This window comes from Kitasatospora sp. NPDC048407 (assembly GCF_043200475.1).
Classification (GTDB): Bacteria; Actinomycetota; Actinomycetes; order Streptomycetales; family Streptomycetaceae; genus Kitasatospora.
This window is the reverse complement of the sequence record NZ_JBICXW010000007.1, coordinates 289,243-314,772: the sequence shown is the minus strand read 5'-3', so window position 1 is coordinate 314,772 and position 25,530 is coordinate 289,243. Positions and strand designations below refer to the sequence as shown.

Genomic DNA, 25,530 nt, shown 5'->3' with positions numbered 1-25,530 from the left:
GCGCGCGGCGCCCCGGCGCGCCCCCGCCGCGGCCCGCGCCCCCCCCCCCCCGGCCCCCGCGCCCCCCCGCCCCCCCCCCCCCCCCCCCCCCCCCCCCCCCCCCCCCCACCACCCGGTACCAACCATCAACTCCACGCCGTCCCATCCGGACCAGCCAGGGGCCCACCCGTCCTGGTTCGGCTGGATTCGCCATGCCTAAAACGAGGAGACACGACCGTGGCTGTCGAGATCGAGATGCGTGCTCGCTTCGACAAGGAGACCCACGACCGGCTCATGGACCGTCTGAGCCGGGACAGCGAGGACCTGGGCGACGACGCCAAGCACATCTACTTCTACGTGCTGCCCGAACAACTGCTCAAAGTCACGGACAACACCGCTGCTGGCACCGCCAAGATCACCCTTAAGGGCAGCAGGATCGGTCAGGGCGCCGCCTTCCCCGAGACCGAGTTCGCCATCGCCCGGGAGGACGTTCCGTCGGCCGTGAAGGTGTTCAACGCCCTCGGCTTCGAGAACGCGATGCACGAGGCGTTCAACTTCCGCCACAACTTCCGCTACCAGGGCGTGGAGATCGCGCTCAAGTGGAGCGAGGCATGGGGCTACCACGCCGAGTTCGAGGTGCTGCTCGACGACGGCGCCTCGGACGCTGCCCGCGACGAGGCGAGCGCCCAGATCATCGATGTCGCCGCCGAGCTCGGCGTGACGCTGATGAGCGAGCAGGAGCTGGCCGACTTCGCCGCCGCCTTCGAGGCCGCCGAGCAGGAGCGTAAGGCCCGCGAGGCACAGGCCGCGCCGATCCGGTAGGAGCACGTCACCGCGGTAGACCACCAGAAGGGGGTGGGCACAGATGAGCACGACCCCGACGACCACGAGTCTGGTCGACCTGGCTGCCCGAAGGCAGCTGCCGCACCACCAGTACATGGACCCGGCAACCGTTGAGTGGATCAAGGCCAACCGGCCCGACCTCGGCGCGGCCTGGCCGCCGCCCCTGCGGCCGGCCTCGAAGCACCTCCTGAGCCGGTCCGCTCTTCCGGCAACGTGGCTGGCGGAGCCTCGCCTCCACGACTCGCTCCACGGTCTCAGGCACAGCATGCGGACCGCCGCACTGGCCGCTCTGCTCGCTGAGATCCACGAGCTGGACGACACCGAGACCGCCACGGTCGTCCTGGCAGCAGCCGTCCACGACTGCCAGCGCCTGCACGATCAGGACGACCGTGGCCACGGTGCTCGTGCCGCCGTCTGGTTGGCCGCCAACGCCGACACCGTCTGGACCCACTTCGGCTTGGTGGCCACGCCCCGGCGGATCATCCAGGCAACAACCGCCATCCGCCTACACGACGTGCCGTACGGCGCCTTCTGCTTGGACGACCAGGCCGACTGCCACCGCGCCGGGCTCATCTGCGACTTGGTCAAGGCGGCAGACGCGCTCGACCGCTACCGCCTGCCCAAGCTCACCTGGTGGCCCGACGCGCGGCACGTTCGTGAGCCGGCATTCGACCAGCTCCGCGCCGTGGCCTTCGACCTCGTCGCCGTCTCCGAGACCGCGCACCTCGCCGGAGCCAGCAGCGCCGAAGCCGTCCTGTACGCGGTCGCCGAGAAGGGGCTGGTGTAGACGTGAGCTTCCGCGACGCCTACGACCTGTGGGCCGACGCGCACGCCTTCTTCGACTCCGCGCTGCTGCCCGACACCGGGCACGCCGACCCGCTGGCAGCCCAGACAGCCGCCTGGCACAAGCGCCTGACCGACGAGACGCCGAACGGCAGCCTGCTCCGCAAGAACGCGCTCTTCGACAGCCTGAGCAGCGACGGCAAGCTGCACCTGCTCCACGTCACCCACGCCCTGGAAGAGATCAGCGAGGAGGGGGTGCTCTACCCCTCCGGCGGATGCCTCGTCGGCAGCATCTACTGCGCGCCGCTCACAGCGACCGAGCACGGCTTCCGTATGCACAACCTGGCCGCCTACGTCCTCACCAAGGAGGCCCCCGCCTCCCTCGCCAGGGTCGGCCTGGGCGGACGCGCACCCACGCCGCTGATCTTCGAGATCACCGCGCCGCCCCAGGCGTATCGCGGATTGGCGGGCGTGGACTACCTGCGGCTGGGCTCGATCCACCTGCAGATCTACACCGACCTGGAGTACCTGCTCAGCAAGACCGAGCGTCACCACCTGCGCGAGACCGTCGTCGGCCGGATCAAGAACTCGGCCGCGTTCCTGGCCCTGGCCGCCGGCATCGTCTACCAGGGCTCGACTGTGGCCACGGAGGGCTTCCTGCAGCTGCTGGATGCAGCCATCCCCCGGCTGCCGATCCTCGGCTATCTCTGCTTCGAGGCCCTCGCCGAGTACCTGATGCTCCACTCCACCTCTGCACGGACCCGGCAGCTGGCCGACCTCGGGGAGTTCAACAACTGGCTCTACAAGGAGATGCTGTTCGCCTCCTTCCCCGACATGGCCGGCAAGTTCAACCTCGCCAGGTTCCGTCCCCGCCCGCAGCAGCTGGCGGCACTTCTGCAGCGGGTGGACCTGACCATCGACGCTGACCACGCCCGCGCGTACATGGTCGAGCGGATCAGCTACCTCGTGGCGGCCCGGCTCTTCACCAGCGGGCAGGTGCCCGAAGCCTGGCACCGCACGCGCTGGGAGTTCGACAGCCTCGCCACCCAACTCGGCCCACTGCTCGGCCACCTCATCCACCGCGAACTCCGCAGCTTCGGCCGCTACCCCGACTTCTACTTCTACTTCGACCAGCACAAGGCCCTGCAAGCCTGGAACTACTGGAACCACATGGACATCGTCGCGCCGTTCAACGGCACGATGCCCAAGGGCGAGATCGGCATCAACCCCGCTTACCCGAACCTGGACTACCGCGTCTGGCGTGCCGAGCCGGACAACGCCGGGCACCTCCACCCGACCGAGCAGCTGGCGCTCAGCATCGCGCCGCGCCTGGTCGACATCAAGTACACGCTCATGCGCAACAGCAGCCGCTGACCGCTGCCCCACGCCCCTCGACGACGATCGCAGAGGAGACGCATGCCCACCCACGGCCCCGCCACCCTGTCCACCGCTGCCTGGCCGGCACCCACCCAGCCCGCCGAGACGCTCTTCACCGAGATCTACCGCACCAACCACTGGGGATCCCCCGAGTCGGTCTCCGGTCCCGGCTCCGAGATCCGTCAGACCGAGGCCGTCCGGGCCGCCCTCGCCTCGGTTCTCGCGCGCTACCCGATCCGCACCATCACGGACGCCGGATGCGGCGACGTCAACTGGATCCGCCAGGTCGACGGGTTCGACCAGTTGGACGGTTACGTCGGCCTCGACATCGTCCCCGACCTCGTCCAGCTCAACCAGGAACGGCACGGCAGCGAGCGCATCTCCTTCCGGCAGGCCGACCTGAGCAGGGACGACATCCCGGCAGCGGGCCTCGTCATCGCACGAGACTGCCTCGTCCACCTCACCCACCACGAGGTGCTCACGTTCCTCGACCGCGTCTCCGCCAGCGGCTCGACCTACCTGCTCGCCACCACCTACGTCGGCGAAGCCGAGAACCGCGACACCACGGACACCCACTGGCGCCCGCTCAACCTTCAGGCGGCGCCGTTCCACCTGCCCGAGCCCGTCGAGCACTTCGACACCGACTTCACGGACGGCGGTCGGCACCACCCCGGCAACGGGCTGGGCCTGTGGAAGATCGAACAGCTCAGCTCCCGAACCACCTGACCACCACCCAGGCGCCCCAGGAAGCGAGACCCCCGATGAGCCCGCACGACCAGCAGATAACCGCCCTCCTCGCCCAACTCGACCAGGCCCTCGACTCACCCGCGACCACGCACGGCCTCGCCCGCGCCCTCCGGGCGGCGGTCAAGGAAGTCGAACTGCACCGCCACCACCGGACCAGCGTCGCCGCCCTGCCCGATGGCGTCCTCAAGCCCGACCCCGCCAATGTCCAGATCGGCGGTGGCGGCCACCGCATCGATGGCTTCTTCAACATCGACATCGTCCCGCCGGCCGACCTCCTGTGGGACGTACGCGAGGGCATCCCACTCGCCGATGCCAGCACCGAGACGATCTTCTCCGAGCACTTCCTGGAGCACATCGACTACCCGCGCTCCGCCAAGTACTACGCCCGCGAGGCCCACCGCGCCCTCACGCCCGGCGGCCAACTCATCACCGGCGTCCCCGACGCCGCCTTCGTCCTGAACCCGTACCCGGCACCGCCGGACCAGGCCGCCGAGATGATCGACCGGTGGTACGCCAAGCGGCAGTGCCGAGACGACATCAACACCTACCTCGACCTCATCAACTACGTCTTCCGCGACCAGGACGACGACCCGACCTACAACCCCCACTACTGGGCGTACGACCACGAGAAGCTCGCCCAGCTCTTCACCGAGGCGGGCTTCCGCACCATCGCGCCGTGGACCTTCGACCCCACGATGGCCAACCCGAAGCGTCAGTGGGCCAGCGTCTACGTGGTCGCCACGAAGTAGCCGCGTAGCCCGCGAGCGATCCGCACGGGAGCGCACAGGGCCTCTGACCGTGGTGGCCGGCAACCCGGCCACCACGGGACGCGGGACCACTGATCAACGCCAACAGCAGGCACCTGCACGCCTACGCAGCCCCGAGCGGGAGGCACCTCATGTCTCAAGGCCATCCGTACATCAGCCACTTGACCTTGGCCGATACCCCGAACGCGGTGCCCTGGGCCCGTCGGCACTCCGCCGACATCCTGCGCCGCTGGCAGATCCCGGGCCCTGTCATCGAGACGGCCAACCTCATCGTCTCCGAGCTCACCACCAACGCGGTCCGCCATCCGGCCGGCAATGAGTCGCAGAGCACCGGATACTCGAGCCTGTCCGCCGTCAGCACGTTCACCCTCACCCTCCAGCTGACAGGAACGGCCCTGCTCGTCCAAGTCGCAGACCGCGATCCCCAGCCACCAGTAAGGCGAGAGGTAGGCGTGGAAGCCACTGGCGGACGCGGGCTGTTCTTGGTGAGCGAGATGTCCAACCGTTGGGGCCACTACCCGGCATCGCCTGGGAAGGTTGTCTGGGCCGAACTCCTGCTCCAGGGCCCGGGACGGTCCGGATTGGTACACGTCGAGCAGCCCGTGGAACGCGCCGAGTCAGCCAGCGCCACCGGCCCGATTTCCGATCCATTTCTGATCGGACGAGTTCTAGTCGGATTGCGCGAGCTATAGGTGCAGGGCGAGGGACAGGTCGGTGTGGATCAAACCTGTGCTGCCGCGATCTTGTTCGTGAGATTGATCGTGGCGACGTACCAGTAGAAGATCCACTCGAGGTAGAGCTCAGAGTCGTATTCCGTTTGCTGTTTGGCATCCTGATGGCGGATGCCAAACTGGTTGGCAATCTGGAACAGCGCCCCTTCGTCCTTGCTGAGCAGGTGTGTCTTGATCAGTGCTCGTCGCCGCTCCAGAATCCCAGCGAGTGCGATGACTGACTGCCGCCGGTCCATCGGGCTTGCTCCGCGAACTCGGAACTGGCTCAGTGCGTGCTCCAGCTCCATGTCGTCAGCATCGTGCACATTCTCAGCGGCGCGTACGGCTGTCACCAGCTCCTCCACAACGCCTGGGGCGACCATCTCGAGGCGACCACTCTCGGCAAGCATCAGCCCGATCTCGCTCTCAGCGAGCAGCACGTTGACCTCTGACCGGTAAAGCTGCTGGCCACGCTCGGAGTCGAACTCGTCGTAGTGCCAACCGCAGTTGCTGTATGAGTGGTAGTGCCTTCGGGTAGGCCGCCGCACGTGATCCGCCAGGAACTCGATCACGTCACAGAGATCGTCCAGGTCGTAATGCTCGCCAAACCGCTGAACCGGCCAAAGGCCGCCCTCTCGGCCCAATTGGCGATGCAGTTCCTCGATGGGGAAAGTGCCAAGCGATCCGATCGTGCTGTCATCGACACAGGGCTGGCCCATGGCTGAGGCGAAATAGCCGGCGTCATCGAGCCGAGCGACCAGCGATGCGAAGCGGCGGCAAGTGGCCGGCAGGTCGGTCTTCGAGGTCTGACGGGAGGCTCCTCGACGCGCGGACCAGTACGGCATGCGCTCGCCCTTGGTAGGGCAGTCGTCAAGGTTGGTACGCAGGTCATCCAACCAGGAGGCTTGGCTCTGCTTCTCGGGCTCCCACGGTGTCCAGCCGCTCATGCCCTCGAACTTGTCGGCAATCTCCGCTGATGTGAACGCCTCCGTCAGGAACAACGTGCACTGCTCGGCCCAATCGTGGGTGCGGCCCGTCGCGTTAAGCGCCATCAGGCGATCAATCTCGGCAGCCGCGATCCATCGAGGCCAGACAAGCTCGAAGGCGCGCGAGTTAAAGGCAGGAGTGGTCACTGCCCTAGTCTCTCAGCGGACGGTTCACGAGAGAGGTGAATTTCGGGACCGGGTCGGTTCTGCCTGGATCGTCCTAGGCACGTTTCAGCTGAGAGGGGCAACAGCGATCAGCGTGATGGGCATCTGAAGGCGCTTGGCGTGACGGCGGCTCCCGAGCAGTGCGAGAACACCTGTATCGGCTGTCCCCTCGACGGCCAGGCGACGATCAACGACGGGGCTGACGGCCCCCTTCGTCCAGCCCGCCGACCTCGACCAGTACGACATCCTCCCCACCACGCGCCAGCAGAGGGGCGACTACCGTGCGGGCATGCACCTCTTCCTTGACTGAGCCGCCAGCGCTGCGACCTCAAGAGGCAGCTCCCTGGGTAGCAGGGCGACCCTCGGTGCTCTCAGTAGCAGCCGTTCACGGTCCGAAGCCCTGATCTAGCCGAGTCGCTGGCGGCGAGGTCGAGCTGCGGCAGAATGGCTACGTCCGAGCTGATCGTCGAGAACGCCGGCAGCGCCTTGGAGCACGAGAAGGAAGGGGGAGGTTTCGGCCTCGCCAGTTCACTGGCAGGGTGCGCGAGACCGAGGGACCCAGATGACGACGGCACCGCAAACCAGTCTCGAAAAGCTCCTCGCTCGTTTGATCGACCGCAAGCCCGGTCGTTCTGAGGCGACCCTTCAAGCGGATGTGCGCACGCTTCTTCTAGAGGGGGCTCTGAACCTCGGCGACGAGGATCTGGAAGAGGTCGAGGTTGACCTTGAGACTCAGGTGGGCGACGGTCGCCGGATCGACATCGAGATCGGCTACACGGCCATCGAGACCAAGAAGGATCTCCGAGGCGCGACGATCCTCAAGAAGGCTGAAGATCAGCTCGAAGGCTACGTGCGTACCAGGACCCAGCAGGTTGGGCAGCGGTATGTGGGAGTGCTCACGGACGGAGCTGACTGGAGGGCGTACAGCCTCTCCGGGGACACATTCACACAGGTAAGCCGCTTCGAGGTCAAGGCGCGAACGGCCGCGTCTGACCTGCTGACCTGGCTGGAGGGGGTGCTGGCGACTGCTGTCAGCATCAAGCCGACGCCGGCGGTCATCGAAGCCAAGCTCGGTGCGGCCAGCGTCTCGCACCAGCTGGACCGCGCGAGTCTCGCGGCCCTCTATGAAGACAACGCGGCTCTTCCCACGGTGAAGCTCAAACGAGAGCTCTGGGCGAGACTCCTCCGAAGTGCGCTCGGCGCGCAGTTCGAGGACAGCGACGAGCTGTTCATCGAACATACCCTCCTGGTAGCGACTGCTGACGTGATTGCTCACCTGGTTCTCGGCGAGGACGTGAAGGAGGTCCAGCCAGCGACGCTCATTAACGGCGAGCTCTTCCGCGTAGCCAACCTCTACGGCGTGGTCGAGTCCGACTTCTTCGGTTGGATCATGGAGGTCCCCGGCGGCGAGAGCTTCGTGCGCACGCTGGCTCGTCGTCTGGCGCGCTTCGACTGGGCTCAGGTTGAGCATGACGTGCTCAAGGTCCTCTACGAGTCGGTCATTGGCGCCGAGACTCGGAAGAAGCAGGGTGAGTACTACACGCCCGACTGGCTGGCCGAGAAGATCGTCTCGGACACCGTCACCGCGCCACTTGAGCAGCGTGTGCTGGACCCATCGTGTGGCTCGGGTACGTTCCTCTTTCATGCGGCCCGCCGGTATCTGGAGGCTGCCGAGCAGGCCGACATTCCGCTCAAGGCTGCTCTGGTTGGCCTCGCCGACCATGTGGCAGGAATCGATCTCCACCCTGTTGCTGTAGCGCTGGCGCGCGTTACCTATCTACTGGCTGTCGGCAGCGAGCGGCTGCTAAGCGAAGAACGGGGCGCCATAAGGGTCCCCGTATACCTGGGTGACAGCGTCCAGTGGCAGCAGCGAGCCGATCTTCTGGACCATGGCCATCTCATTATACGAACGGGTGCTGGTGGTCAGCTCTTCGAAAATGAACTTCGGTTCTCTGAACACTTGCTGGCCGATGCAACGCGCTTCGACAACATTGTCAACGAGCTGGCTGATCGGGCAGCCAGCAGCAGTAGGCCACACGGCACAAAGCCCTCCCTTAATTCCCTTTTCAATTACCTGGGAATCACTGGGGCGGATGACCGGGATGAGTTGACGGCAAACTTCAGCGTTCTGTGCGACCTGGTCGATGAGGGGCGTAACCACATCTGGGCCTACTACGTGCGAAACCTGGCTCGGCCTATGTGGCTGTCGCGAGCAGAGAACCGGGTCGATGTGCTTGTCGGCAACCCGCCATGGCTGTCGTACCGCCACATGCCGCAGGACATGCAGGTTCTCTTCAAGGACATGTCCATGACGCGGAACCTGTGGCGCGGCGATGAAGTGGCCACGCACCAGGATCTTTCGGGCCTGTTCATCGCGCGTGCCATCCAGCAATACCTCCGCGAAGACGGAAGGTTCGCTTTTGTAGTCCCGAACTCCGTTCTCGACCGCCCCTACTGGTCGGGATTCCGTGCAGGTGACTACCCCGATCCGGACGGCCAGGTCCGTGTTGGCTTCGATGGCTCTTGGGATCTTCGGCGCCTGCGGCCGCACTTCTTTCCCCGAGGCAGTGCAGTGATCTTCGGTCGTAGGCTGCAGGGCTCCTTCTCCGCTTCGTCCTCTGTGTCCATTCCGCTTCCCAAAGCAACCGAGCGCTGGACCGGGAAGCTGGCAAAGGCGGCCTCCACTTGGCAGAAGGCAGAAGCCTGGATCAAGCGGGAACCGGCAGAGCTCAAGTACGTCAAGGAAGATCTCGTTGGGTCGCCCTATGCGTCTCGATTCATGAACGGGGCGACGATCTTCCCCAAGGTCCTCTTCTTTGTTAAGGAGGAGGAAAGTAAGAACCTGATGGGCCTGGGAGGCGGCCGACGTAAGGTGCGCTCCGACAGGAGCACGCTGGAGAAGGCGCCTTGGAAGAAGCTCCCGGATGCCGAAGGTGTGGTGGAGAAGGAGTTCATCCGCCCCGTCCTCCTGGGAGAGAGCATCCTCCCCTACCGCGTTCTTGCACCCAAACGCGCGATCCTGCCGATCGAGGGTGGAACTACCGTCCTCCATAGCGATCATGATCACCTGGATCGCTATCCGGACCTCGCGGCCTGGTGGCGGCGGGCGGAGGACACCTGGGCTGCGCATCGGACAAGTGATCGACTCTCTCTTGCCGAGCGCCTTGACTTCCACCGCGGCTTGTCGAAGCAGCTCCCTGGCACGCCGCTGAGGGTCGTGTACGGCGCCTCGGGCATGCATGTGACAGCGGCGTTGGTGGAAGATTCGAGCGCGGTGATGGAGCACAAGCTCTACTGGGGAACGGTGGCCACCAGGGAGGAAGGCATGTACCTGTGTGCCATCCTCAACACGCCTGTGCTCACCGAGCTGGTCAGGCCCCTCATGTCCTACGGAAAGGACGAGCGGGACATCGACAAGGCTGTGTGGCAGCTGCCGATACCGATCTTCGATTCGAGTAATCCAACTCACGCACGTGTGGCCGAGCTGGGCGAGCTGGAAGCGAAGCGCATTGCTGAGCTGACCTTCGACGAGGGCAAGGGATTCGTCAGGCTCCGGCAGGTGGTGCGCGAGTTCCTTGCAACGTCGCAAGATGCCGAGGAGCTGGATGACCTTGTTCGGCAGCTCTTGGACTAGGTAGATGCCGCGGGCGCGGCGGAGTAGGCCGGCGAGCCCTGCGGAAGGGGCGGTGTCCGCGGTCGATCGTCAGGGTCAGTGAGGTTGGACCGGATGCAGATCCGCTTCCACTCGGGAGCGGATCTGCGTGAGCGATGCGTGAGCGGACAGTGCAACACGTGCCGGTCCGAGCAAGATCGTGGATCACGGTGCGGCGCTCTGACCTGCTACTTCATCACCAAGTGGCCGATGCTGACAGCAGCCAACATGATCACTCTCGGGCTCGTAATGCGTAGGTCATGGGTTCGAATCCCATAGGCGGCTCAGAGAGAGGCCCAGGTCATTCAGTGATGACCTGGGCCTTTTGGCGTTCCCCGGCCTGTGGGAAGGCGGCGGTGGTGTGTCGTAGGGGGCGCTGTGAGGTGCGGCTGAGGTGGGGAGGCGCGGCGTGGAGCCGAGGGTGCGGGTGGTCGGACTGGTGCAGGGGTACCGGGGGCGGCGGGTGATCGAGGGGCTGGATCTGGCGGTCGGGGAAGGCGTGTTGGGGCTGCTCGGGCCGAACGGGGCGGGGAAGAGCACCCTGTTACGGACGCTTGCCACGGTGGCGCCGCCGCTCGGCGGGACGCTGGAGGTGTGCGGGGGACCGGTCGATTCGGAGCGGGCGGCGCGGGTGGCCCGGCGGCGGATCGGCTTTCTGCCGCAGGACTTCGGGTACTTCCCGGGGTACACGGTGGAGGAGTTCGTCCGCTACTGCGCCTGGTTGCGCGAGGTGCCCGACGCGCGGGCCACGGAGGCTGCCCGGAAGGCGGTCGAGGCGGTCGGGCTCGGTGACCGGGCGCGGGTCCGGATGAAGTCGCTGTCCGGCGGGATGCTCCGCCGGGCCGGGATCGCTGCCGCGCTGGTGGGTGAGCCCGAGGTGCTGCTGCTGGACGAGCCCACGGTCGGTCTGGATCCGGCGCAGCGGCTGGAGTTCCGCGCCCTGATCCGTTCGTTGGCCGGGGCGGGCGTGGTGCTCAGCACCCACCTGGTGGAGGACGTCGCGGCGGTGTGCGACCAGGTCGCGGTGATGGACGGTGGACGTCTCGTCTTCCGGGGCACGCCAGGGGAGTTGGCGGCGTTGGCGCGTCCGGGCGATCCGGGTGACAGCCCGCTGGAGCGCGGCTACATGCGCGCCCTCGACGGGCGGCAGGCGGTGGGCCGATGAGCCGGGCGTACCGGACGGAGCTGCGCCGCTCGCCGCTGCGGTGGGTGTTTCCCGTGCTGGTGGCGGTGGTGCTGCTGGTGCTGTTCGGGCGGGACAGGTCGTGGATCGGGGTGTGGTCGCAGGCCAGTGCGGCCGCGCAGATCCCGGCGTTCTACCTCGGGCCGGCGATGGCGGGTGCGGCGGCCTGGGCGGCGGCCGCCCGGCGCCGTGCCGGTGTGGTGGTCGGCTTCGCCGCGGCCCGGCCGTCATGGCGGATCGAGGCCGTGCAGGTGGCGGCAGCCCTGACGTACGGTCTGGCGGCGTACGCGGTCGGCATGTTGACCGCGGTCGCGGTGACGGTGCGCGACGGCGGGCCGAGTTTCTGGTGGCCCGGCTACGTGCTGCTGGGGGCGGTGCTGATCACCGGGTGCACGGCGTTGGGGCACCTGGCGGGGCGCGGGGGCCGGTCGCTCTTCGCCGTTCCGGTGGTGTGCACGCTGGGGTGCCTGGTGTTTCTCGGGCTGGTCGGGTTCGTGCCGCAGGGCGCGTCACCGGGTGTCGGTCTCGTCGCGCTGTCCGGGTATCCGGCCCGGACGGTCGCGGCCTGGCCGCTGCTCGCCCGGGCTGCCGCCGCGCTGGCGCTGGTCGGGCTCGCCGTGGGTGCCGGACGGCAGGTGCGCACCGAGGGGCACGGGCCGAAGTGGCGCGCCAGGTCGTTCGGCACGGCGGGAGGGGTGCTGGCCCTGGCCGGTTCGCTGGTGCTGTGGGCGCTTGCCGGACCGCTGGTGGTGCAGCGGTCTGCGCCCTCCCGTCCGCTGTGCACCGACGGGGTGCCGAAGATCTGCGTGTGGCCGGAGAACCGGCGTTACCTGCCCGAGCTGCGGGAGCTGGCCGAGCGGGCGGCGGCGCTTTCCGCCGGGCGGTTCCGGGTGCCGGCGCAGTTCGCGGAGGAGGGGCTGGACGGGCGGGAGCTCGATCGCGGGAACAGGTTCGTCCTGCGGGAGGGCGAGGTCTGGGAGGTGGCGACGGCGATGGCGATCGGGACTGCCGCGGAGACGGTCCCGCTGTCGTGCGGGCGGGAGGGGGCCGGCCAGTGGGAGCTGATCGCCTGGCTGACCGCCCGGTTCGCGGGTCACGGCGTTCCGGCGAGTGTCCACGGCGGGCCGCCCGGCGTCGACCAGGAGGCGGTCGGGCGGCTGGTCGCCCAGCCCGAGGAGGTGCAGCTCGCCTGGGTGGACCAGCGGCTGCCGCGCGGCGGCGACTGTGGCTGAGAACGGGTTGATGCTGTTCGCGCGCCCGCGTCGGGCCGGCTGGGCGGCGCTCGCCGCCGCGGGGTTGACGGGTGCCCAGCTGTGGTTCGGCTCGGTCGCGATGGCGCTTCCCGGGGCGTACGGCGACAGCACCATGCAGCTGCGGATGGTGCTGGCCGCCGTCTGGGCGGCACTGGTGGCGGGATCACCGCACAGCGGGATGGACAGCTGGGAAGCGGTGGGCGGGTTCCGGATGCGGCGGGCCGAACGGGTCCAGCTGCTGGCCGCCGGGGCGGTGGCGCTGGGCCTGGCGGGCGGCGTGGAGGCGATCGTCTCCGGTCCGGCGAGCGCGGTCATGGTGGGGCGGGCCGTGCTGATCTGGTGTGGGCTCGCGGTGCTCTCGGGGCGACTGTTCGGGCGTCGGCAGGTCTGGGTCCTGCCGCTTGCCACCTTCTTCCCACTGACGTACCTGGGCTGGGACGCGTCCGGAGCGGTGCGCTGGTGGAACTGGCCGTGGGCGGACCCGCGGAGTGCGGCCTGCTGGGTACTGGCGGCGGGTTCGCTCGCGGTGGGCGCGGCGGCCTGGTGGCTGACGCCGTGGCGGTGGCGGGCGCTGGCGCGCCGTCGGTGAGCGGCGGTGGAACCCTGCTGAAGGCGCTGCGCGGTCGGCCGCATCAGGAGTGTTCCTGGACCGCTGATCGGGGCCGCACGGGCGGGTGGGTGCGGCCCCGGGGAGGTCAGGCGCGGCGGGTGGCGAGGTAGTCGGACCAGGTGGTGGTGCCGTCGGGGTGGGCGGGGGTGGTGAGGTGGCCCTGGCGGAGGGCGGTGCCGAGGCGGCCGGGGAGGTGGACGGGGAGGACGCGGCGGCGGCGGGGGTGGGTGGCGCGGAGCCAACTGGCGGCGAGCTCGGTGGAGGGGTGGATCTCGGGGCCGCCGAAGTCCGGTGCGTGGCCGGCGGGTTGGCCGAGGGCGAGGGTCACCAGGCGGTCGGCGACCTCGGCGGGGTGGACGGGCTGGCAGGGGGTGCCGGCGAGCATCGGGAGGACGGGCAGCCGGGCGAGGGTGGTGAGCATGCCGTCGAGGAGCTGGGGGAACTGGGTGGCGCGCAGGTTGGTCCAGCCGAGGCCGGACTCGGCGAGCAGGCGCTCGACCTCCAGTTTGACGCGGTAGTACTTCAGCGGGACCTGGTCGATTCCGACGATCGAGACGTTGACGATGTGTCGGATGCCGGCCCGGCGGGCCGCGTCGAGCAGGTGGCGGAAGGCCGGCAGGTCGTCCTTGGGGCGGCGCGGGTCGCTGGCGCAGTGGATCACCGTGTCGACGCCGATCAGGGCGGCGTCCAGGCCGACGTTGGTGACGAGGTCGCCGGTGCGCCAGTCGGTGCCGGTCGCGCCCGGGAGGTCCGGCGGGGTGGTGCGGCGGGTCAGGGCGCGGACCGGGCAGCCGGTTTCGTGCGCCCGGCGCAGGATTTCGCGGCCGAGTACGCCGGTCGCGCCGGTCACCAGCAGGGTGCGGTCGTCCATGGTGGTGGTTCCTTCCAGGAGGGTCGGTACAGGAAGGAACCGGGCGGTCAGGCGTTCTGTGACAGCGGGCGGTGGTGGGCCGCGAAGTGGGCGAGTTTGTCGGGGTTGCGCAGGATCCGGACGGTGGTGACGCCGTCCGGGCCGACATCGATGGCGCCCAGCGAGGTGAGCCGGTTGCCCTCCCAACCGAGTATCGCCGGAAGCCCGTTGGCCTCGGCGGCCTCGAACCGGACGCCGGTGGTGAAGCGGGCGAACAGCCCGGCGAGGAAGCGGGTGGCGTTGTCGCGGCCGGTCACCGGGCGCAGCGCGGCCCGGACCTTGCCGCCGCCGTCCGCCCACACCACGACCTGTTCGGCGAGGAGTTGTTCGAGCCGGTCGAGTGCGCCGTCGGCCGCGGCGGAGAGGAAGCGTTGCAGCAGGGCGGCGTTCTGGGCCGGGTCGGGTGCGGGCTGCGGGGCGTCGTCGGTCAGGTGCCGGTGGCCGCGGTGGTAGAGCTGGCGGGCGGCGGGCTCGGAGCAGTCCAGGACGCCGGCGATCTCGCGGTGGCTGTAGCCGAACGCGTCGCGCAGCACCACCGAGGCCCGCTCGGGCGGGGTGAGCCGCTCCATCAGGGTGAGGACCGCGAAGGACACCGCCTCGCGCTGCTCGGCGTGCTCCATCGGCCCGAGGGCGCCGGCGCCGGTGGCGACCGGTTCGGGCAGCCAGGTGCCCGGGTACTCCTCGCGCCGGGCCCGGGCGGAGGTGAGGCGGTTCAGGCACAGGTTGGTGAGCACCTTGTTCAGCCACGGCCCGGGCGCGGCGATCTGCTCCCGCAGCGCCCCGTGCCAGCGCAGGTAGGCGTCCTGCACGGCGTCCTCGGCCTCCGCGGCGGATCCGAGCATCCGGTACGCGAGCGAGAACAGCCGCGGCCGGTGGGTCTCGAACTCCTGTGCCGCGTTCATGCCGCCCACGGTAGCGGGGCCGCGCGCACGGCCGAGCCGGGGCCTGCCGCGGTGGCGGGCCCCGGCGGAGGTGCGGCCGTCAGGCGGAAGTGGCGGCGGTGAAACGGGTGGTGACGTCCTGCCAGTTGACGACGTCCCAGAGGCGGGTGACGTAGTCGGGGCGGACGTTCTTGTACTGCAGGTAGTAGGCGTGCTCCCAGGCGTCGAAGGCGAGCAGCGGGACGGTGCCCTGGCCGACGTTGCCGTGGTGGTCGTAGACCTGCTCGACGATCAGGCGCTTGCCGAGCGGCTCCCAGGAGAGGATGCCCCAGCCGGAGCCCTGGACGCCGACGGTGGCGGTGGTCAGCTGCTGCTTGAACGCCTCGAAGCTGCCGAAGTGCTCGGCGATGGCGTCGGCGAGCGCGCCGTCCGGGCGGTCGCCGCCCTCGGGGGAGAGGTTCTGCCAGAACAGCGAGTGCAGGACGTGGCCGGACAGGTTGAAGGCGAGGGTCTTCTGCAGGCCGACCAGCGAGCCGAACTGCTCCTTGTCGCGGGCCTCGGCGAGCTGTTCCAGCGTCAGGTTGGCGCCGTTGACGTACGCCTGGTGGTGCTTGGAGTGGTGGAGCTCCAGGATTTCGGCGGACATCGCCCGCTCCAGGGCGGAGTAGTCGTAGGGCAGGTCAGGCAGCGTGTAGGCACCCATGGGTGAGCAGCCCCTCTCGGTCGACGGATGATCCGTTGCGAGGGCCACCCTATTGCAACTTGTTTGCAAGAGCGATGATGGGGCATTAAGGGCGGGTTTCGTTGGGGGTCCTCCGATGTCATGGGCCGTCAAGGAAGCAGCGCCGCCACCGACTCCACCGTGTCCGCCTCGGCCGCGCGCTTGTCCTCCCGGTAGCGCAGCACCCGGGCGAAGCGCAGCGTCACCCCCTCCGGGTAGCGGCTGGAACGCTGGACGCCGTCGAAGGCGATCTCCACCACCAGCTCGGGCCGCACCACCACACCCCAGCGTTCCTCGCGGACCGCCAACTCCCGCAGCCGCGCCGTCTGCCACTCCAGCAGACTGTCGGTGAGGCCCTTGAACGTCTTGCCGAGCATCGCGAACGTGCCGTCCGGCCGCCGCGCCCCGAGGTGCAGGTTGGACAGCCGGCCGGTGCGCCGCCCGTGCCCCCACTCGGCGGCCAGCACCACCAGGTCGAGGGTGTGGACGGGCTTCACCTTCAGCCAGGACGAACCGCGCCGCCCCGCGCTGTACGGCGCGTCCAGCGACTTCACCACCACCCCCTCGTGCCGGTGCTCGGCGGTCGCCGCGCGGGTGAACTCGCGGGCCAGCTGCCGCTGTTCGGGATCGGACGGGTCGTCCACCCGGAGGTGCCGGACCCGGGCGGATTCCGGGACCAGCGCGGCGAGTTCGGCGCGGCGTTCGGCGGCGGGGGCGTCCAGCAGGTCCCGGTCGCCGGTCAGCAGCAGGTCGAAGAAGACGGCGGACAGCGGGAGTTCGGTGTGCTCGCCGTGCGAGCCGACCCGGCCGGACGTCTGCTGGAACGGCCGCGGCAGCCCCTCCTCGTCCAACGCCAGCACCTCGCCGTCGAGGATGAGCCGCTCCTGCGGCAACTCCCGTACCAGCGCAGCCACTTCGGGCAGCCGGGCGGTGATCTCGGCGAGCGTCCGGGTGTAGAGGCGCACCGTGTCGCCGTGCCGGTGCGCCTGGATCCGGATGCCGTCCAGTTTCTCCTCCACCGCGCACGGGCCGAGCCGGTCCAGGGCCTCGTCGATGTCCTTCGCGCTCTGCGCCAGCATCGGCTGCACCGGGCGGCCGACGGCCAGCCGGAAGGCGTCCAGCGCGGCCGGGCCCTGCTCGACCAACCGGCCCGCCAGCGGCCCGAGTTCGCCCGACAGCATGAGTGCCCGCCGAACCGCCTCCGCCGGTGCGCCGACGGCTGCCGCCAGGCCCTCCACCGCCACCGCGTCCAGCGCGCCCTGGCGCAGCTCGCCGGAGAGCAGGCCGAGCAGGAAGTGCTGCTCCTGCCCGGTGGCCAGCGCCATCAACTCGCCCACCTGGCGCCGGCGTTCGCGCTGCGAGCCGGGACCGGCGAGGGCCGCGAGGGCGGACAGCCGGCGGTCCAGCTCCAGCACCCCGAGAGTCGCCCCGGCGGCGGGCTCCGGCCGCTCCCGCAAGGTCTGCCACCCCACCCCGACCTTCCGCTGCGGCAACCGCCCCGCCAGGTACGCCACCACCAGCGGCGCCTCCTCGGCCGACACCCGCCCGAACAGCTCCGCCAGCACCCGTACCTTCTCCGACCGCGCCGCCGTCCCCGCCAACCGCGCCGACGCCCCGGCCACCTCCGCCACCAGCATCCCGACCACCCTCCACCACACGGGCCCCACCGACCACCGTACGAGCGCACCCGGGGCGCACGCGCTCCGCGCGGGTGCGAGACCCGCCGCTCCAAAGGTGACCGTTATACGGGGTTGCGCCGGATACTGGTGGTATGCGCCTGAATGCGGAGAACCCCGAATACCCCGAGGACGTCGACGAGCCGACCCCGACCGTGCTGGATGCGGGGGACGCGGAGCGGGAGGCGGTGGAGCCGGAGGTGGATGACCTGGAGGTGTTGCGGCGGCAGCGTGAGCTGGGGGCGGCACCGGCGGCCGAGGGGGACGCGGTGGAGCAGGTCCGGGAGGTCGCGGTGGGGGACGAGGACCACCGGGGCGAGTGACCGGAGCGGGTCAGATCGCCCGGCGGCGCTTCAGCCAGGTGAACGCCGCCCAGCCCGGCAGGACCGGCAGGATGAAAGTGAGCAGCCGGTACAGCATCACCGCGGCGAGCGCGGTGCCGTAATCGAGGCCCGCGGTCGCCTTGAGCATGCCTGCGGTCAGACCCTCCACGCCGCCCACGCCGCCCGGCGTCGGCACCACGTTGCCGGCCGCGTTGCCGGCCAGGAAGCTCACCGCGACGGCGTTGAACCCGGGGTGCTGGCCGACCGCGCGGGTGCAGCAGTACAGGCAGGCCACGAAGCACATCGACACCAGCAGCTGGCCGGCCACGCCGGTGGCGAGCCTGCCGGGCCGCTGGGCCAGGTCGAGCAGGCGCGGCAGCACCTCGGCGCGCAGCGGCCGCAGCAGGGTCTGGGCGCGCCGCCGCAGCGACGGCACTGCGGCGATCGACACCGCGACGACCGCGGCGGCCAACCCGGCCAGCCACACCACCCAGCCGCCGGTCAGGGCCGAGGAGTCGTCGCCGGACGTGGTGTCCACGCCGACCAGGGCGCTGAACACGGCGAGCTGCATCATGTGCAGCACCAGGCCGAACAGCTGGCTGACGCCGATGCTGGACATCGCCTGCGCGGTGGGGATGTTCGCGCACTGCAGGTAGCGGGTGTTCAGGGCGAGGCCGCCCACACCGCCCGGGGCGGCCACCTTGACGAAGGCGCCGGCGACCTGGGCGGCCAGCGTGGAGCGGAACGACAGTTTCTCGGGGACGAAACCGCTGAACGCGAAGGTCGCGACGGGGTAGCTGGCCGCGGCCCAGAGCACCGCGCCGGCCAGCCACAGCGGGTCGGAGTCGGCGACCAGCGTGACCGGGTTGACGTTGGTGTTGAACAGGAAGTTCAGCAGCGCGTACCCGACCGCGACCCCGGCGACGATGCTGAGCAGCGTGCGCGGGCGCACCCGCTCCAGCCGGACGGGTTCGGTGGCGGCCTGCGGCATCTGCCGCTGCACCTCGGCGCGCAGTTCGCCGGCCAGCTGCTTGTGCTGGGCGAGCGCGGCGCGGGTGTCGCGGGCCAGCGCGATCGGCTGCAACAGCGGCAGCGCGGCGCCGACCGGGCCCCGGCCGAGCACGTCGATCGCGGCCCGCACCGCCCGTTCCGGCCCCGCGTGCACGGCGAGGACGGCGAGCATGCCGGCCACGTCCAGGCGCAGCAGCAGGTCACTGGCCGCGATCTCGCCGCGGGCCAGGCCGACCAGGTGGACCCGGCCCTCGGCGTCCAGCAGGACGGTCTGCGGGGAGATCGAACGGTGCGCGATCCGGCGGCGTTGCAGCAGCGCCAACTGCTGCCAGGCGTCGCGCAGTTCCGCGTCGGTGGGGGTGATGCCGGGGTCGGCGGCGGCCGGTTCTTCCCCGGCAGCGGCCGGGGTGCACTCGGTGAACAGTTCGGCGAACGGGCTGGCGTCGATCCGCCGGTAGGCGACCAGCGCGGCGTCCGGGCCCAGCTCGACGGCGGCGACGGGCGTGCGGGTGCGCACGCCCGCGGCGGCCGCGGCGTGACCGAGCAGGGTCTGGTGCTCGAGCCCGGCGCGCAGCGGGCGCAGGCCGAGTGGGCGGGGCGCGGTGCGCAGGCGCAGCGCCAGCCACAGGTGGCCGAGCAGTCCGCTGGCCTGGACGTGCCGGTCGAGCAGGTGGACGTCCAGGTCGGGGCGGCCGTCGTGCTGGGTGACCAGGTAGCGGCTCGGGCCGAGCGCGAGCACCGCGTCGGGGCGAACGCCGCAGGCGGTCAGCGCGGCGGCGATCTGGTCCTCGGTGGGCGTGCCGACCGGCTCGCCGACGGCGTACCGGGTGGCGTGCGCGGTGGTCCAGCCGAGCAGCAGCGACAGCACCAGCGACAGCGGGGTGGCGTACCCGGTGATCAGCCCGGACAGGCCGGACAGCGTCAGGGTGACGGCCAGCGCGCTGCGCCAGCGGCGCATGCCGGTGGTGCCGATCGCGGTCATGAACGCCAGCACCGGCGCGAGGTGCCCGTACACCGGGTCGGTGCGGCCGTCGCCGCCGGACAGCGGGTGGGTGAGCGTGGTGAGGTCGCCGGCCAGCAGGTCCAGGAGAAGCGAGAGGCCGTACGCGCCGACGGCGGCGAGGACACCGTCCGCGACCCGGCGGCCGTCGGCGTGCAGCAGCCGGTCGACGGCGTAGCCCAGCGGCACCAGCAGCAGGGCGCCGCCGCACAGCGCGGCCGCGAGCTTGACCGGCGGCCAGGGCATCTGGTCGGTGACGCGCGAGACGTCGGTGTCCAGACCGAGCGCGGAAGAGCGGGCGTAGCCCGCCAGCAGCAACACCAGGGCGATCCAGCACAACCCGGAGACCAGGCGGATCAGGGCGGCCGGGTGCCGGACCCGGTCCGTCTGGCCGCCGCGCGGGGCGGATTGTGCGGTGCGCTGTTCCTGGGATTCGTCGGCTTGTATCACCGTGGCCACGGGGCATGGTCCCATATCGCGGGGGGCCTGAGCTGGCCTTTCGGTAAAGGGAGTTCAAGGCGTCGCGAGGGATACGGGCCGATAATGGGCATATCGGGCTGACGAAGCCGATGAAGGGAGGCCGGCGATGACCAAGCAACCGACCGACGGGATGATCAGGCTCCGCGAGGGCAGCCATCAGGTGCTGCAGGACCGCACGATGGAGGCCGACCCGGCACCTCTCGCGCCGCAACTGCACACCGACACCACGCGCGCCGCCGAGACGGCTGGTTACCCGGGCGACGCCGTGTTCAGCCACGGCGGACGCCGGACACCCGCCACGGCGGGCCCGGCCGACGGGCCCGCCGCACACACCGAACTGCCCGGACACCGGCACCGCGGCGCGGAACGGCACTCCGAACACTGAGCCGTCCGGCACGGGAACCCTCGGTGCACGCGCCTCGGAGGGGGTGGGAGAGTGGGGCCGCACGCCCCCACCCCCGCCGAAGGAGTGACATGGCCGACGCCCCCGAGTTCGCCTCCCGTGAGGACTGGCTCGCCTCCCTGCCCCGCGTGTACGCCGCCGCGGGCTGCCTGATCACCGACCCCGACGGACGGGTCCTGATCGTCAAGGCCGGCTACCGGGACGCCTGGCAGTTCGTCGGTGGCACCGTCGACCTCGGAGAGAACGCGCAGCAGTGCGCCACCCGCGAACTCCACGAGGAGACCGGGCTGCACCGCGAGGCGGGCGACCTGCTGGCCGTCGCCTGGACCCACCCCAGCGGCGAACTCGGCCACCCCGCCTGCCACTTCCTCTTCGACCTGGGCGTCTTCCCGGCGGACACCCCCATCGCGCTGCCGACGGGGGAGCTCGACGCGTACCGGTGGGCGACCGTTCCCGAGGCGATGGCCCTGCTCGGGCCGGCGCGAGCGCTCCGCTTGGAGGCGGGGCTGGCTGCGAGGGCGGATGGGCGGACGCGGGTGGTGACGGCGCCGAACTCGGGGTTCTGAGCGGGTCTGGACGGTCGCGAGCGCGTGCAAGTCATTGTTCGGCGTCGCGATCTTGCGGTTGGGTCCTTCCGCTTCGCGCAGTTCTCCCCCAGCCCTAGGGGGCTGGGAGGTGCCCCCACGCGCCCCTGGGTTCACGCTTGCCAGACGTAGGCCGCGGAGACCGGTTGGCCGCGGTGGGTGGACCACTTGGGCTTGAGGGCGATCCAGTCGTCGCCGACGGTCTGTTCGCGCATTTCGGCGAGGCGCCAGCCGGCGGCGAGGCCGGCGGTGAGGTGGTCGCTGACCAGGTGGACGTGGGTGGTGATGGCGACGGGGCCGTCGGGGCCGTCGTAGTGGGTGGGCATGCCGGCGGACATGATGAAGGCGGGGTGGAGACCGACCAGGACGAACAGGCCGCCGGGCCGGACCAGGCGGTGGGCCTCGCGGTAGAGGGGGGTGAGGTCGGCGAGGTGTTCGTCGACCAGGGAGCAGGCCGCCAGGTCGTACGCGGCGGTGGGCAGTCCGGTGGCGGCGAGGTCGGCCTCGGTGAGGGTGCGGTGGGCGCCGCGTTCGCGGGCGCGGGCGAGCATCTCGGGGGTGAGGTCGACGCCGTCGATCGCGCCGACGCCGCGGTCGCGCAGCCAGGCGCCGGTGCGGCCGGTGCCGCAGCCGAGGTCGACGGCGGTGCGGGCGTCGGACCAGGCGGGGACGGCGAGTCGGGCCAGGACGTCGAGGTCCATCGCGTCCTGCACGGTCTGTTCGTAGCTGTCGACCCAGCCGGCGTAGCCGGTGCGGACGTCGACGGTCGGGTAGCCGCGGGTGTCGAAAACGGAGAAGTCCACCATGCGGCGCAGTATGGTTCGCGCCCGCCGTGGGGCGCGAACCATTTGATGGCGCGTCAGTTGGTGGAGAGCAGGCGGGTTCGGAGCGCGGCGACGTCGGCGGCGGGCAGCCACTGCGCGGCGTCGAATTCGGTGAGCACCGCGTGCAGGGCGCCTTCGGCGGTGGTGCCGGCGTCGGCGAGGACGCGGGCGATGTCGGCCTCTTCGCCGGGGCGGTCGAGGAGGGTCCACAGCGGCCGCAGGTTCGCGGCGGACAGCAGGTAGTCCTCGGCGATCGCGGCGGGTTCGACGCCGGCGAGGGCGAGCAGGACGAGCGCGGCCAGACCGGTGCGGTCGCGGCCGGCGCCGCAGTGCACGACGATGCCGCCCTCCCGGGCGTGGGCGACGGCGGTGACGAGTTGGGCGACGGCGTCCCGGCAGTGGTCGAGGTAGGGGCGGAAGGACAGCGGGGTGCCGTCGAGGGCGCCGAAGCGGGCCCACCAGTCGGGGCCGGCCAATGCGTCGAGCGGGACGCGGACCAGGTCGACGGTGTCGGGGGTGGGCAGCAGCGGCCGGTACTCGACGGGGTTGCGCAGGTCGATGACGGTGCGCACGCCGTAGTCGAGCAGGGCGCTGCGGCCCTCGGCGGTGAGCCGGTCGAGGTTGTCCGCGCGGACGATCGCGCCGGTGCGGGTGAGCCGGCCGTCGCGGGTGGGCAGGCCGCCCAGGTCGCGGACGTTCAGGCAGCCGTCCCAGTCGAGTCGGCGCTGCTCGTGCGACAGTGTCGGCGCGGACGTCGTGGCGGTCCCCGTCATGTGCTTCCCCCCGGAGGTGTTTCTGTGCCGGCGCGTGCCGGTACTGAGAAGGACTCAGTCCGCTTCGCCGTGGTTCCCGGCCGGGAACTCCCACAGCGGGCGGCCGAGGGTGTCGAGCGCCCGGACCAGCCGGAACCGCCGGTCGCGGGCGGACAGGAAGCCGCGGGCGGCGCCGGCCAGGACCTGCCGGGCGGCCGGGTCGTGGCGGCTCCACGCGCCGTGCAACTCGAGGACGTGGTCGGTGAGTTCGGCGCGCTGGATGCGGGCGACGCCGGCGATCGCGAGGGCGTTGTTGACGCCGTCGAGGGCGGCCGGCAGCAGGTAGGGCCCGCGGTCGTCGGGGCGCAGCCGGCGGCGCAGTTCGGGCAGCGCGTAGCCGCGGACGGCGGCCACCGAGTCCTCGACGGCGACCAGCCAGCGCGGGCCGGGCGCGACCTCCCACCAGACCTCGCCGCCGACCGGCATCACCTCGCCGATCGGGGCGCGCCAACGCTCAAGCCCCGTAGGGGTGTTGGCGCAGGGGCGGATGCTCCGCCGGTCCCAGGCGGCCTTGTCGGTGACGGAGAGGTTGACGGTGTAGCGCACCCGCCCGTCCGCGTGCACCGCCTGCACGCCGAGCACCGCCCACCGGTCGCGGTCCGGCAGCGAGAACGAGTGGCGCCAGCCCTGGAGGCCCAGGGCGCGCAGGGCGGGCGCGAAGTGCTCGCGGATTCCCGTCGTGTACAGCTCCTGGGCGGTGCTCATGGCGTCTCCCGGTTCGATGGCTCGTGCAGCGGAGCGGGCGGGCGGCCGCCGGGCTCCGGATCGGGACGGAATGTCCCTGTTTGCACCGTATGGCGGGGGAGTGGGGCGAATCCGCGGGCGAACGACAGCAGCCGGCGGGACGAAGGTCGGCCCGGGCCGGGTCCTTGGTCCCGAAGCTGACGGCCCGTCGGCCTGCACCGCGCGCACACCCGGCGGCACCCGGCCCCACACCGGGCAGCCACCGCTCCGTCACCGCCCGTGCCACGCCCCGCGGCTGGGCCGGGGCACCCGGATGGCGCATCATGTGGCGGGTGCACAGTGCTGAACACCACGGGGCGGGCGACGGCGACCGGCGCGGCCGTCCGGACGCGCCGGACCGCCCGGCCGGCCGGCGGGCGGATCTCGCCGCCGCCGTCCTGGCCGCCCAGGACGGCGACGAGGAGGCGTTCCGGGTCCTGTTCCGGGCCGTCCAGCCCGGGCTGCTGCGCTACCTGCGGGTACTGGTCGGCGGCAGGGCCGAGGACGCCGAGGACATCGCCTCCGAGGCGTGGCTGCAGATCGCCCGTGACCTGCCGGGTTTCCGGGGCGACGCGGACGGCTTCCGCGGCTGGGCCGCGACCATCGCCCGCAACCGCGCCATGGACCACCTGCGCCGGGTGCGCCGCCGGCCGGTCGCCGACCTGCCGGTGGAGTACCTGGCCGAACTGGCCGCCGTCGAGGACACCGCGGGCCAGGCGATGACCACCGTCGCCACCTCCGACGCGCTCGCGCTGATCGCCTCGCTGCCGCCCGACCAGGCCGAGGCGGTGCTGCTGCGGGTGGTGCTCGGGCTGGACGCGGAGAGCGCCGCGAAGGTGCTGGGCAAACGGGCCGGCAGCGTCCGGATGGCCGCGCACCGGGGGCTGCGGCGGCTCGCCAAGACGCTTGACCAGACCGGGGGAGCGGTCGCCGGGCTCCCCCGCCGGGGGGCCGGGAAAAAAATCTCCGCGCAGGGTGTGACACCGGCGCAGGTGCCGACGCTGAGGGATATGAGATGAGCACCAACCGATCCCGCCGGATCGATCGCGCCGCCGCGGAGCAGCTGCTCCGCGGCACGACGGTCGACCCGGAGGCCGGTCAGGACCCCTCCGCCGGGCAGCAGCCCGCGCCAGGACGGCCCGAGCTCGCCGCACTGCTCGCCGCCGCCGCGGCGACCGGGCCGGCGGACGACGGTCCGCTGCCCGGCGAAGAGGGGGCCGTGGCCGCGTTCCGGCAGGCTCGTCGCCAGCCGGCCCCCAGTCAGCACCGGAGACGAAAGATGGCGGACACCGCGCTCGCGCGGGCCCTCAGCGCGAAGGCCATGGCCGTCGCGCTGGGCGTGACCGCCGTCGGCGGAGTCGCCGTCGCCGCCGGGACGGGCCGGCTGCCCGAGGTCCTGGGCGGTCCCGCCCCGGCCCCGCCGGCCGCCGCCGCGCCCGCGTCGTCCCCGAACGCGCCGGACGGATCGCCGACCGGTACCCCGAGCCGCACCGCCAAGCCGTCCAACGCCGCCACCCGCCCGGGCGGCGCGTCCGACCGGCCGTCCGGCCCGGCGTCCGCCGACCCCGGGCAGGCGCCCGACCTGGCCACCCTGTGCCGGGGCTTCACGACGCGGGTCTCGTCCGGCGCCAAGCCGAAGGAGGCCGCCGCCGACCCGGCGCTGGCCGAGCTGCTGCGCGCGGCCGGCGCCGCGGAGAAGGTGACCGGGTACTGCGCGCAGCTCGCCGCCCACGGCGGCGACCGGAACGACAGTGACCGGAACGACAGCGGCCAGACCGGCAACGGGCAGAACGGGCAGAACGGCAACGGGCAGAACGGCCACGGCCGTCCGTCGGCCGGCCCGTCCGCGTCCGCGTCGGCCGCCACGTCGGCCGCTGCGTCGGGGCGGCCCGGTCGCGGCGGCAACCAGCAGTCCAGGGGCGGGGGCGACGACCAGGACTGACACCGACTCCGGACGGCCGGCGGATTCCCCTGTGTCCGCCGGCCGCCCGGACCGCACTCCGGACGGGCGACATGGCTCCCCCGGGCCCCGCCCGTCCGGAAACCCCTCCGGTCGGCCCATGGACTCCCCCGGGTCCGCGGCCGTCCGGAACCGCTCCGGACGGACGGCTGAACTCCCCCGGGTCC

At 71.2% G+C, this 25,530-nt stretch carries 24 protein-coding genes; 15 read left to right on the top strand and 9 right to left on the bottom strand.

Going from position 1 to position 25,530, the window contains the following annotated elements; genetic code table 11:
- Positions 1-216 precede the first annotated feature (216 nt).
- From ACGFWJ_RS17045 to ACGFWJ_RS17020, 6 genes are all read left to right on the top strand, one after another.
- On the top strand, positions 217-801 hold the full coding sequence (locus ACGFWJ_RS17045) for a hypothetical protein (RefSeq protein ID WP_392949999.1): 585 nt from the start codon (positions 217-219) through the stop codon (positions 799-801).
- 43 nt (positions 802-844) lie between these two features.
- Positions 845-1,609, top strand: a complete 765-nt coding sequence (locus ACGFWJ_RS17040) for a hypothetical protein (RefSeq protein ID WP_392949996.1) — start codon at positions 845-847, stop codon at positions 1,607-1,609.
- Between the two features lie 2 nt (positions 1,610-1,611).
- Positions 1,612-2,979 carry a hypothetical protein gene (locus ACGFWJ_RS17035; protein ID WP_392949994.1) on the top strand — a complete coding sequence of 456 codons (1,368 nt, stop codon included), beginning with the start codon at positions 1,612-1,614 and terminating at the stop codon, positions 2,977-2,979.
- A 42-nt stretch (positions 2,980-3,021) separates the two neighbouring features.
- Positions 3,022-3,708, top strand: coding sequence for a class I SAM-dependent methyltransferase (locus ACGFWJ_RS17030; protein WP_392949991.1), 687 nt, complete (start codon positions 3,022-3,024; stop codon positions 3,706-3,708).
- Between the two features lie 35 nt (positions 3,709-3,743).
- Positions 3,744-4,478, top strand: a complete 735-nt coding sequence (locus ACGFWJ_RS17025) for a class I SAM-dependent methyltransferase (protein WP_392949988.1) — start codon at positions 3,744-3,746, stop codon at positions 4,476-4,478.
- Between the two features lie 149 nt (positions 4,479-4,627).
- Entirely contained in the window at positions 4,628-5,188 is a 561-nt protein-coding gene (locus ACGFWJ_RS17020; protein WP_392949985.1) for an ATP-binding protein, read from the top strand.
- A 29-nt stretch (positions 5,189-5,217) separates the two neighbouring features.
- Here the strand turns inward: ACGFWJ_RS17020 and ACGFWJ_RS17015 are convergent, their stop codons facing one another.
- The gene (locus ACGFWJ_RS17015) at positions 5,218-6,339 is read right to left on the bottom strand and encodes a hypothetical protein (RefSeq protein WP_392949982.1); all 1,122 of its coding nucleotides are present in this window, start codon (positions 6,337-6,339) and stop codon (positions 5,218-5,220) included.
- Between the two features lie 580 nt (positions 6,340-6,919).
- Here ACGFWJ_RS17015 and ACGFWJ_RS17010 point away from each other — a divergent pair.
- The 4 genes from ACGFWJ_RS17010 (at position 6,920) to ACGFWJ_RS16995 (ending at position 13,034) form a co-directional block, all read left to right on the top strand.
- Positions 6,920-9,991, top strand: coding sequence for an N-6 DNA methylase (locus ACGFWJ_RS17010; protein WP_392949980.1), 3,072 nt, complete (start codon positions 6,920-6,922; stop codon positions 9,989-9,991).
- Positions 9,992-10,418: 427 nt separating this feature from the next.
- Entirely contained in the window at positions 10,419-11,174 is a 756-nt protein-coding gene (locus tag ACGFWJ_RS17005) for an ATP-binding cassette domain-containing protein (protein WP_392949977.1), read from the top strand.
- On the top strand, positions 11,171-12,424 hold the full coding sequence (locus ACGFWJ_RS17000) for an ABC transporter permease (protein WP_392949975.1): 1,254 nt from the start codon (positions 11,171-11,173) through the stop codon (positions 12,422-12,424). The genes ACGFWJ_RS17005 and ACGFWJ_RS17000 overlap by 4 nt, the downstream gene beginning before the upstream one ends.
- 10 nt (positions 12,425-12,434) lie before the next feature.
- The gene (locus tag ACGFWJ_RS16995) at positions 12,435-13,034 is read left to right on the top strand and encodes a hypothetical protein (protein WP_392949973.1); all 600 of its coding nucleotides are present in this window, start codon (positions 12,435-12,437) and stop codon (positions 13,032-13,034) included.
- 106 nt (positions 13,035-13,140) lie between these two features.
- Here ACGFWJ_RS16995 and ACGFWJ_RS16990 read toward each other — a convergent pair whose 3' ends face one another.
- From ACGFWJ_RS16990 to ACGFWJ_RS16975, 4 genes are all read right to left on the bottom strand, one after another.
- The gene (locus ACGFWJ_RS16990; RefSeq protein WP_392949970.1) at positions 13,141-13,926 is read right to left on the bottom strand and encodes an SDR family oxidoreductase; all 786 of its coding nucleotides are present in this window, start codon (positions 13,924-13,926) and stop codon (positions 13,141-13,143) included.
- Positions 13,927-13,973: 47 nt separating this feature from the next.
- Positions 13,974-14,867 (bottom strand): RNA polymerase sigma factor SigJ, encoded by an 894-nt coding sequence (sigJ, locus tag ACGFWJ_RS16985; protein WP_392949967.1) that lies wholly within the window; start codon positions 14,865-14,867, stop codon positions 13,974-13,976.
- A 79-nt stretch (positions 14,868-14,946) separates the two neighbouring features.
- Positions 14,947-15,549 carry a superoxide dismutase gene (locus tag ACGFWJ_RS16980; protein WP_387638965.1) on the bottom strand — a complete coding sequence of 201 codons (603 nt, stop codon included), beginning with the start codon at positions 15,547-15,549 and terminating at the stop codon, positions 14,947-14,949.
- 128 nt (positions 15,550-15,677) lie between these two features.
- Positions 15,678-17,204 (bottom strand): ATP-dependent DNA ligase, encoded by a 1,527-nt coding sequence (locus ACGFWJ_RS16975; RefSeq protein WP_392949964.1) that lies wholly within the window; start codon positions 17,202-17,204, stop codon positions 15,678-15,680.
- Positions 17,205-17,338: 134 nt separating this feature from the next.
- Here ACGFWJ_RS16975 and ACGFWJ_RS16970 point away from each other — a divergent pair, with 134 nt between their 5' ends.
- The gene (locus tag ACGFWJ_RS16970) at positions 17,339-17,566 is read left to right on the top strand and encodes a hypothetical protein (RefSeq protein ID WP_387638959.1); all 228 of its coding nucleotides are present in this window, start codon (positions 17,339-17,341) and stop codon (positions 17,564-17,566) included.
- A 10-nt stretch (positions 17,567-17,576) separates the two neighbouring features.
- Here the strand turns inward: ACGFWJ_RS16970 and ACGFWJ_RS16965 are convergent, their stop codons facing one another.
- Entirely contained in the window at positions 17,577-20,036 is a 2,460-nt protein-coding gene (locus ACGFWJ_RS16965) for a YbhN family protein (protein ID WP_392949960.1), read from the bottom strand.
- A 127-nt stretch (positions 20,037-20,163) separates the two neighbouring features.
- On the opposite strand from ACGFWJ_RS16965, the gene ACGFWJ_RS16960 reads away from it, so the two are divergent.
- Together ACGFWJ_RS16960 and ACGFWJ_RS16955 are read left to right on the top strand one after the other, a co-directional pair.
- Positions 20,164-20,442: a hypothetical protein gene (locus ACGFWJ_RS16960; protein WP_387638954.1), complete on the top strand. Its 279-nt coding sequence runs from the start codon at positions 20,164-20,166 to the stop codon at positions 20,440-20,442.
- Positions 20,443-20,531: 89 nt separating this feature from the next.
- Positions 20,532-21,026, top strand: a complete 495-nt coding sequence (locus tag ACGFWJ_RS16955) for an NUDIX domain-containing protein (protein ID WP_392949957.1) — start codon at positions 20,532-20,534, stop codon at positions 21,024-21,026.
- A 131-nt stretch (positions 21,027-21,157) separates the two neighbouring features.
- Here ACGFWJ_RS16955 and ACGFWJ_RS16950 read toward each other — a convergent pair whose 3' ends face one another.
- From ACGFWJ_RS16950 to ACGFWJ_RS16940, 3 genes are read right to left on the bottom strand one after another with little or no spacing between them, the layout of a single operon-like run.
- Positions 21,158-21,850, bottom strand: coding sequence for a class I SAM-dependent DNA methyltransferase (locus tag ACGFWJ_RS16950; protein WP_392949954.1), 693 nt, complete (start codon positions 21,848-21,850; stop codon positions 21,158-21,160).
- A 53-nt stretch (positions 21,851-21,903) separates the two neighbouring features.
- Positions 21,904-22,641 carry a tyrosine-protein phosphatase gene (locus ACGFWJ_RS16945; RefSeq protein WP_392949951.1) on the bottom strand — a complete coding sequence of 246 codons (738 nt, stop codon included), beginning with the start codon at positions 22,639-22,641 and terminating at the stop codon, positions 21,904-21,906.
- Positions 22,642-22,695: 54 nt separating this feature from the next.
- Positions 22,696-23,385 (bottom strand): hypothetical protein, encoded by a 690-nt coding sequence (locus ACGFWJ_RS16940; protein WP_392949948.1) that lies wholly within the window; start codon positions 23,383-23,385, stop codon positions 22,696-22,698.
- Positions 23,386-23,687: 302 nt separating this feature from the next.
- Between ACGFWJ_RS16940 and ACGFWJ_RS16935 the strand changes: the two genes are divergently transcribed.
- Complete coding sequence (locus ACGFWJ_RS16935) at positions 23,688-24,422, top strand: RNA polymerase sigma factor (protein ID WP_392949945.1); 735 nt, start codon at positions 23,688-23,690, stop codon at positions 24,420-24,422.
- Positions 24,419-25,345 (top strand): hypothetical protein, encoded by a 927-nt coding sequence (locus ACGFWJ_RS16930; RefSeq protein ID WP_392949942.1) that lies wholly within the window; start codon positions 24,419-24,421, stop codon positions 25,343-25,345. The genes ACGFWJ_RS16935 and ACGFWJ_RS16930 overlap by 4 nt, the downstream gene beginning before the upstream one ends.
- Positions 25,346-25,530: the final 185 nt, after the last annotated feature.

Excerpts from the sequence above, each read along its gene's own strand:
- ACGFWJ_RS17030 (WP_392949991.1), top strand. The coding sequence starts at position 3,022 with ATGCCCACCCACGGCCCCGCCACCCTGTCCACCGCTGCCTGGCCGGCA.
- ACGFWJ_RS17020 (WP_392949985.1), top strand. The coding sequence starts at position 4,628 with ATGTCTCAAGGCCATCCGTACATCAGCCACTTGACCTTGGCCGATACC.
- ACGFWJ_RS17010 (WP_392949980.1), top strand. The coding sequence starts at position 6,920 with ATGACGACGGCACCGCAAACCAGTCTCGAAAAGCTCCTCGCTCGTTTG.
- ACGFWJ_RS17000 (WP_392949975.1), top strand. The coding sequence starts at position 11,171 with ATGAGCCGGGCGTACCGGACGGAGCTGCGCCGCTCGCCGCTGCGGTGG.
- ACGFWJ_RS17040 (WP_392949996.1), top strand. The coding sequence starts at position 845 with ATGAGCACGACCCCGACGACCACGAGTCTGGTCGACCTGGCTGCCCGA.
- ACGFWJ_RS16990 (WP_392949970.1), bottom strand. The coding sequence starts at position 13,926 with ATGGACGACCGCACCCTGCTGGTGACCGGCGCGACCGGCGTACTCGGC.
- ACGFWJ_RS16940 (WP_392949948.1), bottom strand. The coding sequence starts at position 23,385 with ATGAGCACCGCCCAGGAGCTGTACACGACGGGAATCCGCGAGCACTTC.
- ACGFWJ_RS16960 (WP_387638954.1), top strand. The coding sequence starts at position 20,164 with ATGACCAAGCAACCGACCGACGGGATGATCAGGCTCCGCGAGGGCAGC.
- ACGFWJ_RS16980 (WP_387638965.1), bottom strand. The coding sequence starts at position 15,549 with ATGGGTGCCTACACGCTGCCTGACCTGCCCTACGACTACTCCGCCCTG.
- ACGFWJ_RS16970 (WP_387638959.1), top strand. The coding sequence starts at position 17,339 with ATGCGCCTGAATGCGGAGAACCCCGAATACCCCGAGGACGTCGACGAG.
- sigJ (WP_392949967.1), bottom strand. The coding sequence starts at position 14,867 with ATGAACGCGGCACAGGAGTTCGAGACCCACCGGCCGCGGCTGTTCTCG.
- ACGFWJ_RS17025 (WP_392949988.1), top strand. The coding sequence starts at position 3,744 with ATGAGCCCGCACGACCAGCAGATAACCGCCCTCCTCGCCCAACTCGAC.
- ACGFWJ_RS16995 (WP_392949973.1), top strand. The coding sequence starts at position 12,435 with ATGCTGTTCGCGCGCCCGCGTCGGGCCGGCTGGGCGGCGCTCGCCGCC.
- ACGFWJ_RS16955 (WP_392949957.1), top strand. The coding sequence starts at position 20,532 with ATGGCCGACGCCCCCGAGTTCGCCTCCCGTGAGGACTGGCTCGCCTCC.
- ACGFWJ_RS16930 (WP_392949942.1), top strand. The coding sequence starts at position 24,419 with ATGAGCACCAACCGATCCCGCCGGATCGATCGCGCCGCCGCGGAGCAG.
- ACGFWJ_RS16950 (WP_392949954.1), bottom strand. The coding sequence starts at position 21,850 with ATGGTGGACTTCTCCGTTTTCGACACCCGCGGCTACCCGACCGTCGAC.
- ACGFWJ_RS16975 (WP_392949964.1), bottom strand. The coding sequence starts at position 17,204 with ATGCTGGTGGCGGAGGTGGCCGGGGCGTCGGCGCGGTTGGCGGGGACG.
- ACGFWJ_RS16935 (WP_392949945.1), top strand. The coding sequence starts at position 23,688 with ATGTGGCGGGTGCACAGTGCTGAACACCACGGGGCGGGCGACGGCGAC.
- ACGFWJ_RS16945 (WP_392949951.1), bottom strand. The coding sequence starts at position 22,641 with ATGACGGGGACCGCCACGACGTCCGCGCCGACACTGTCGCACGAGCAG.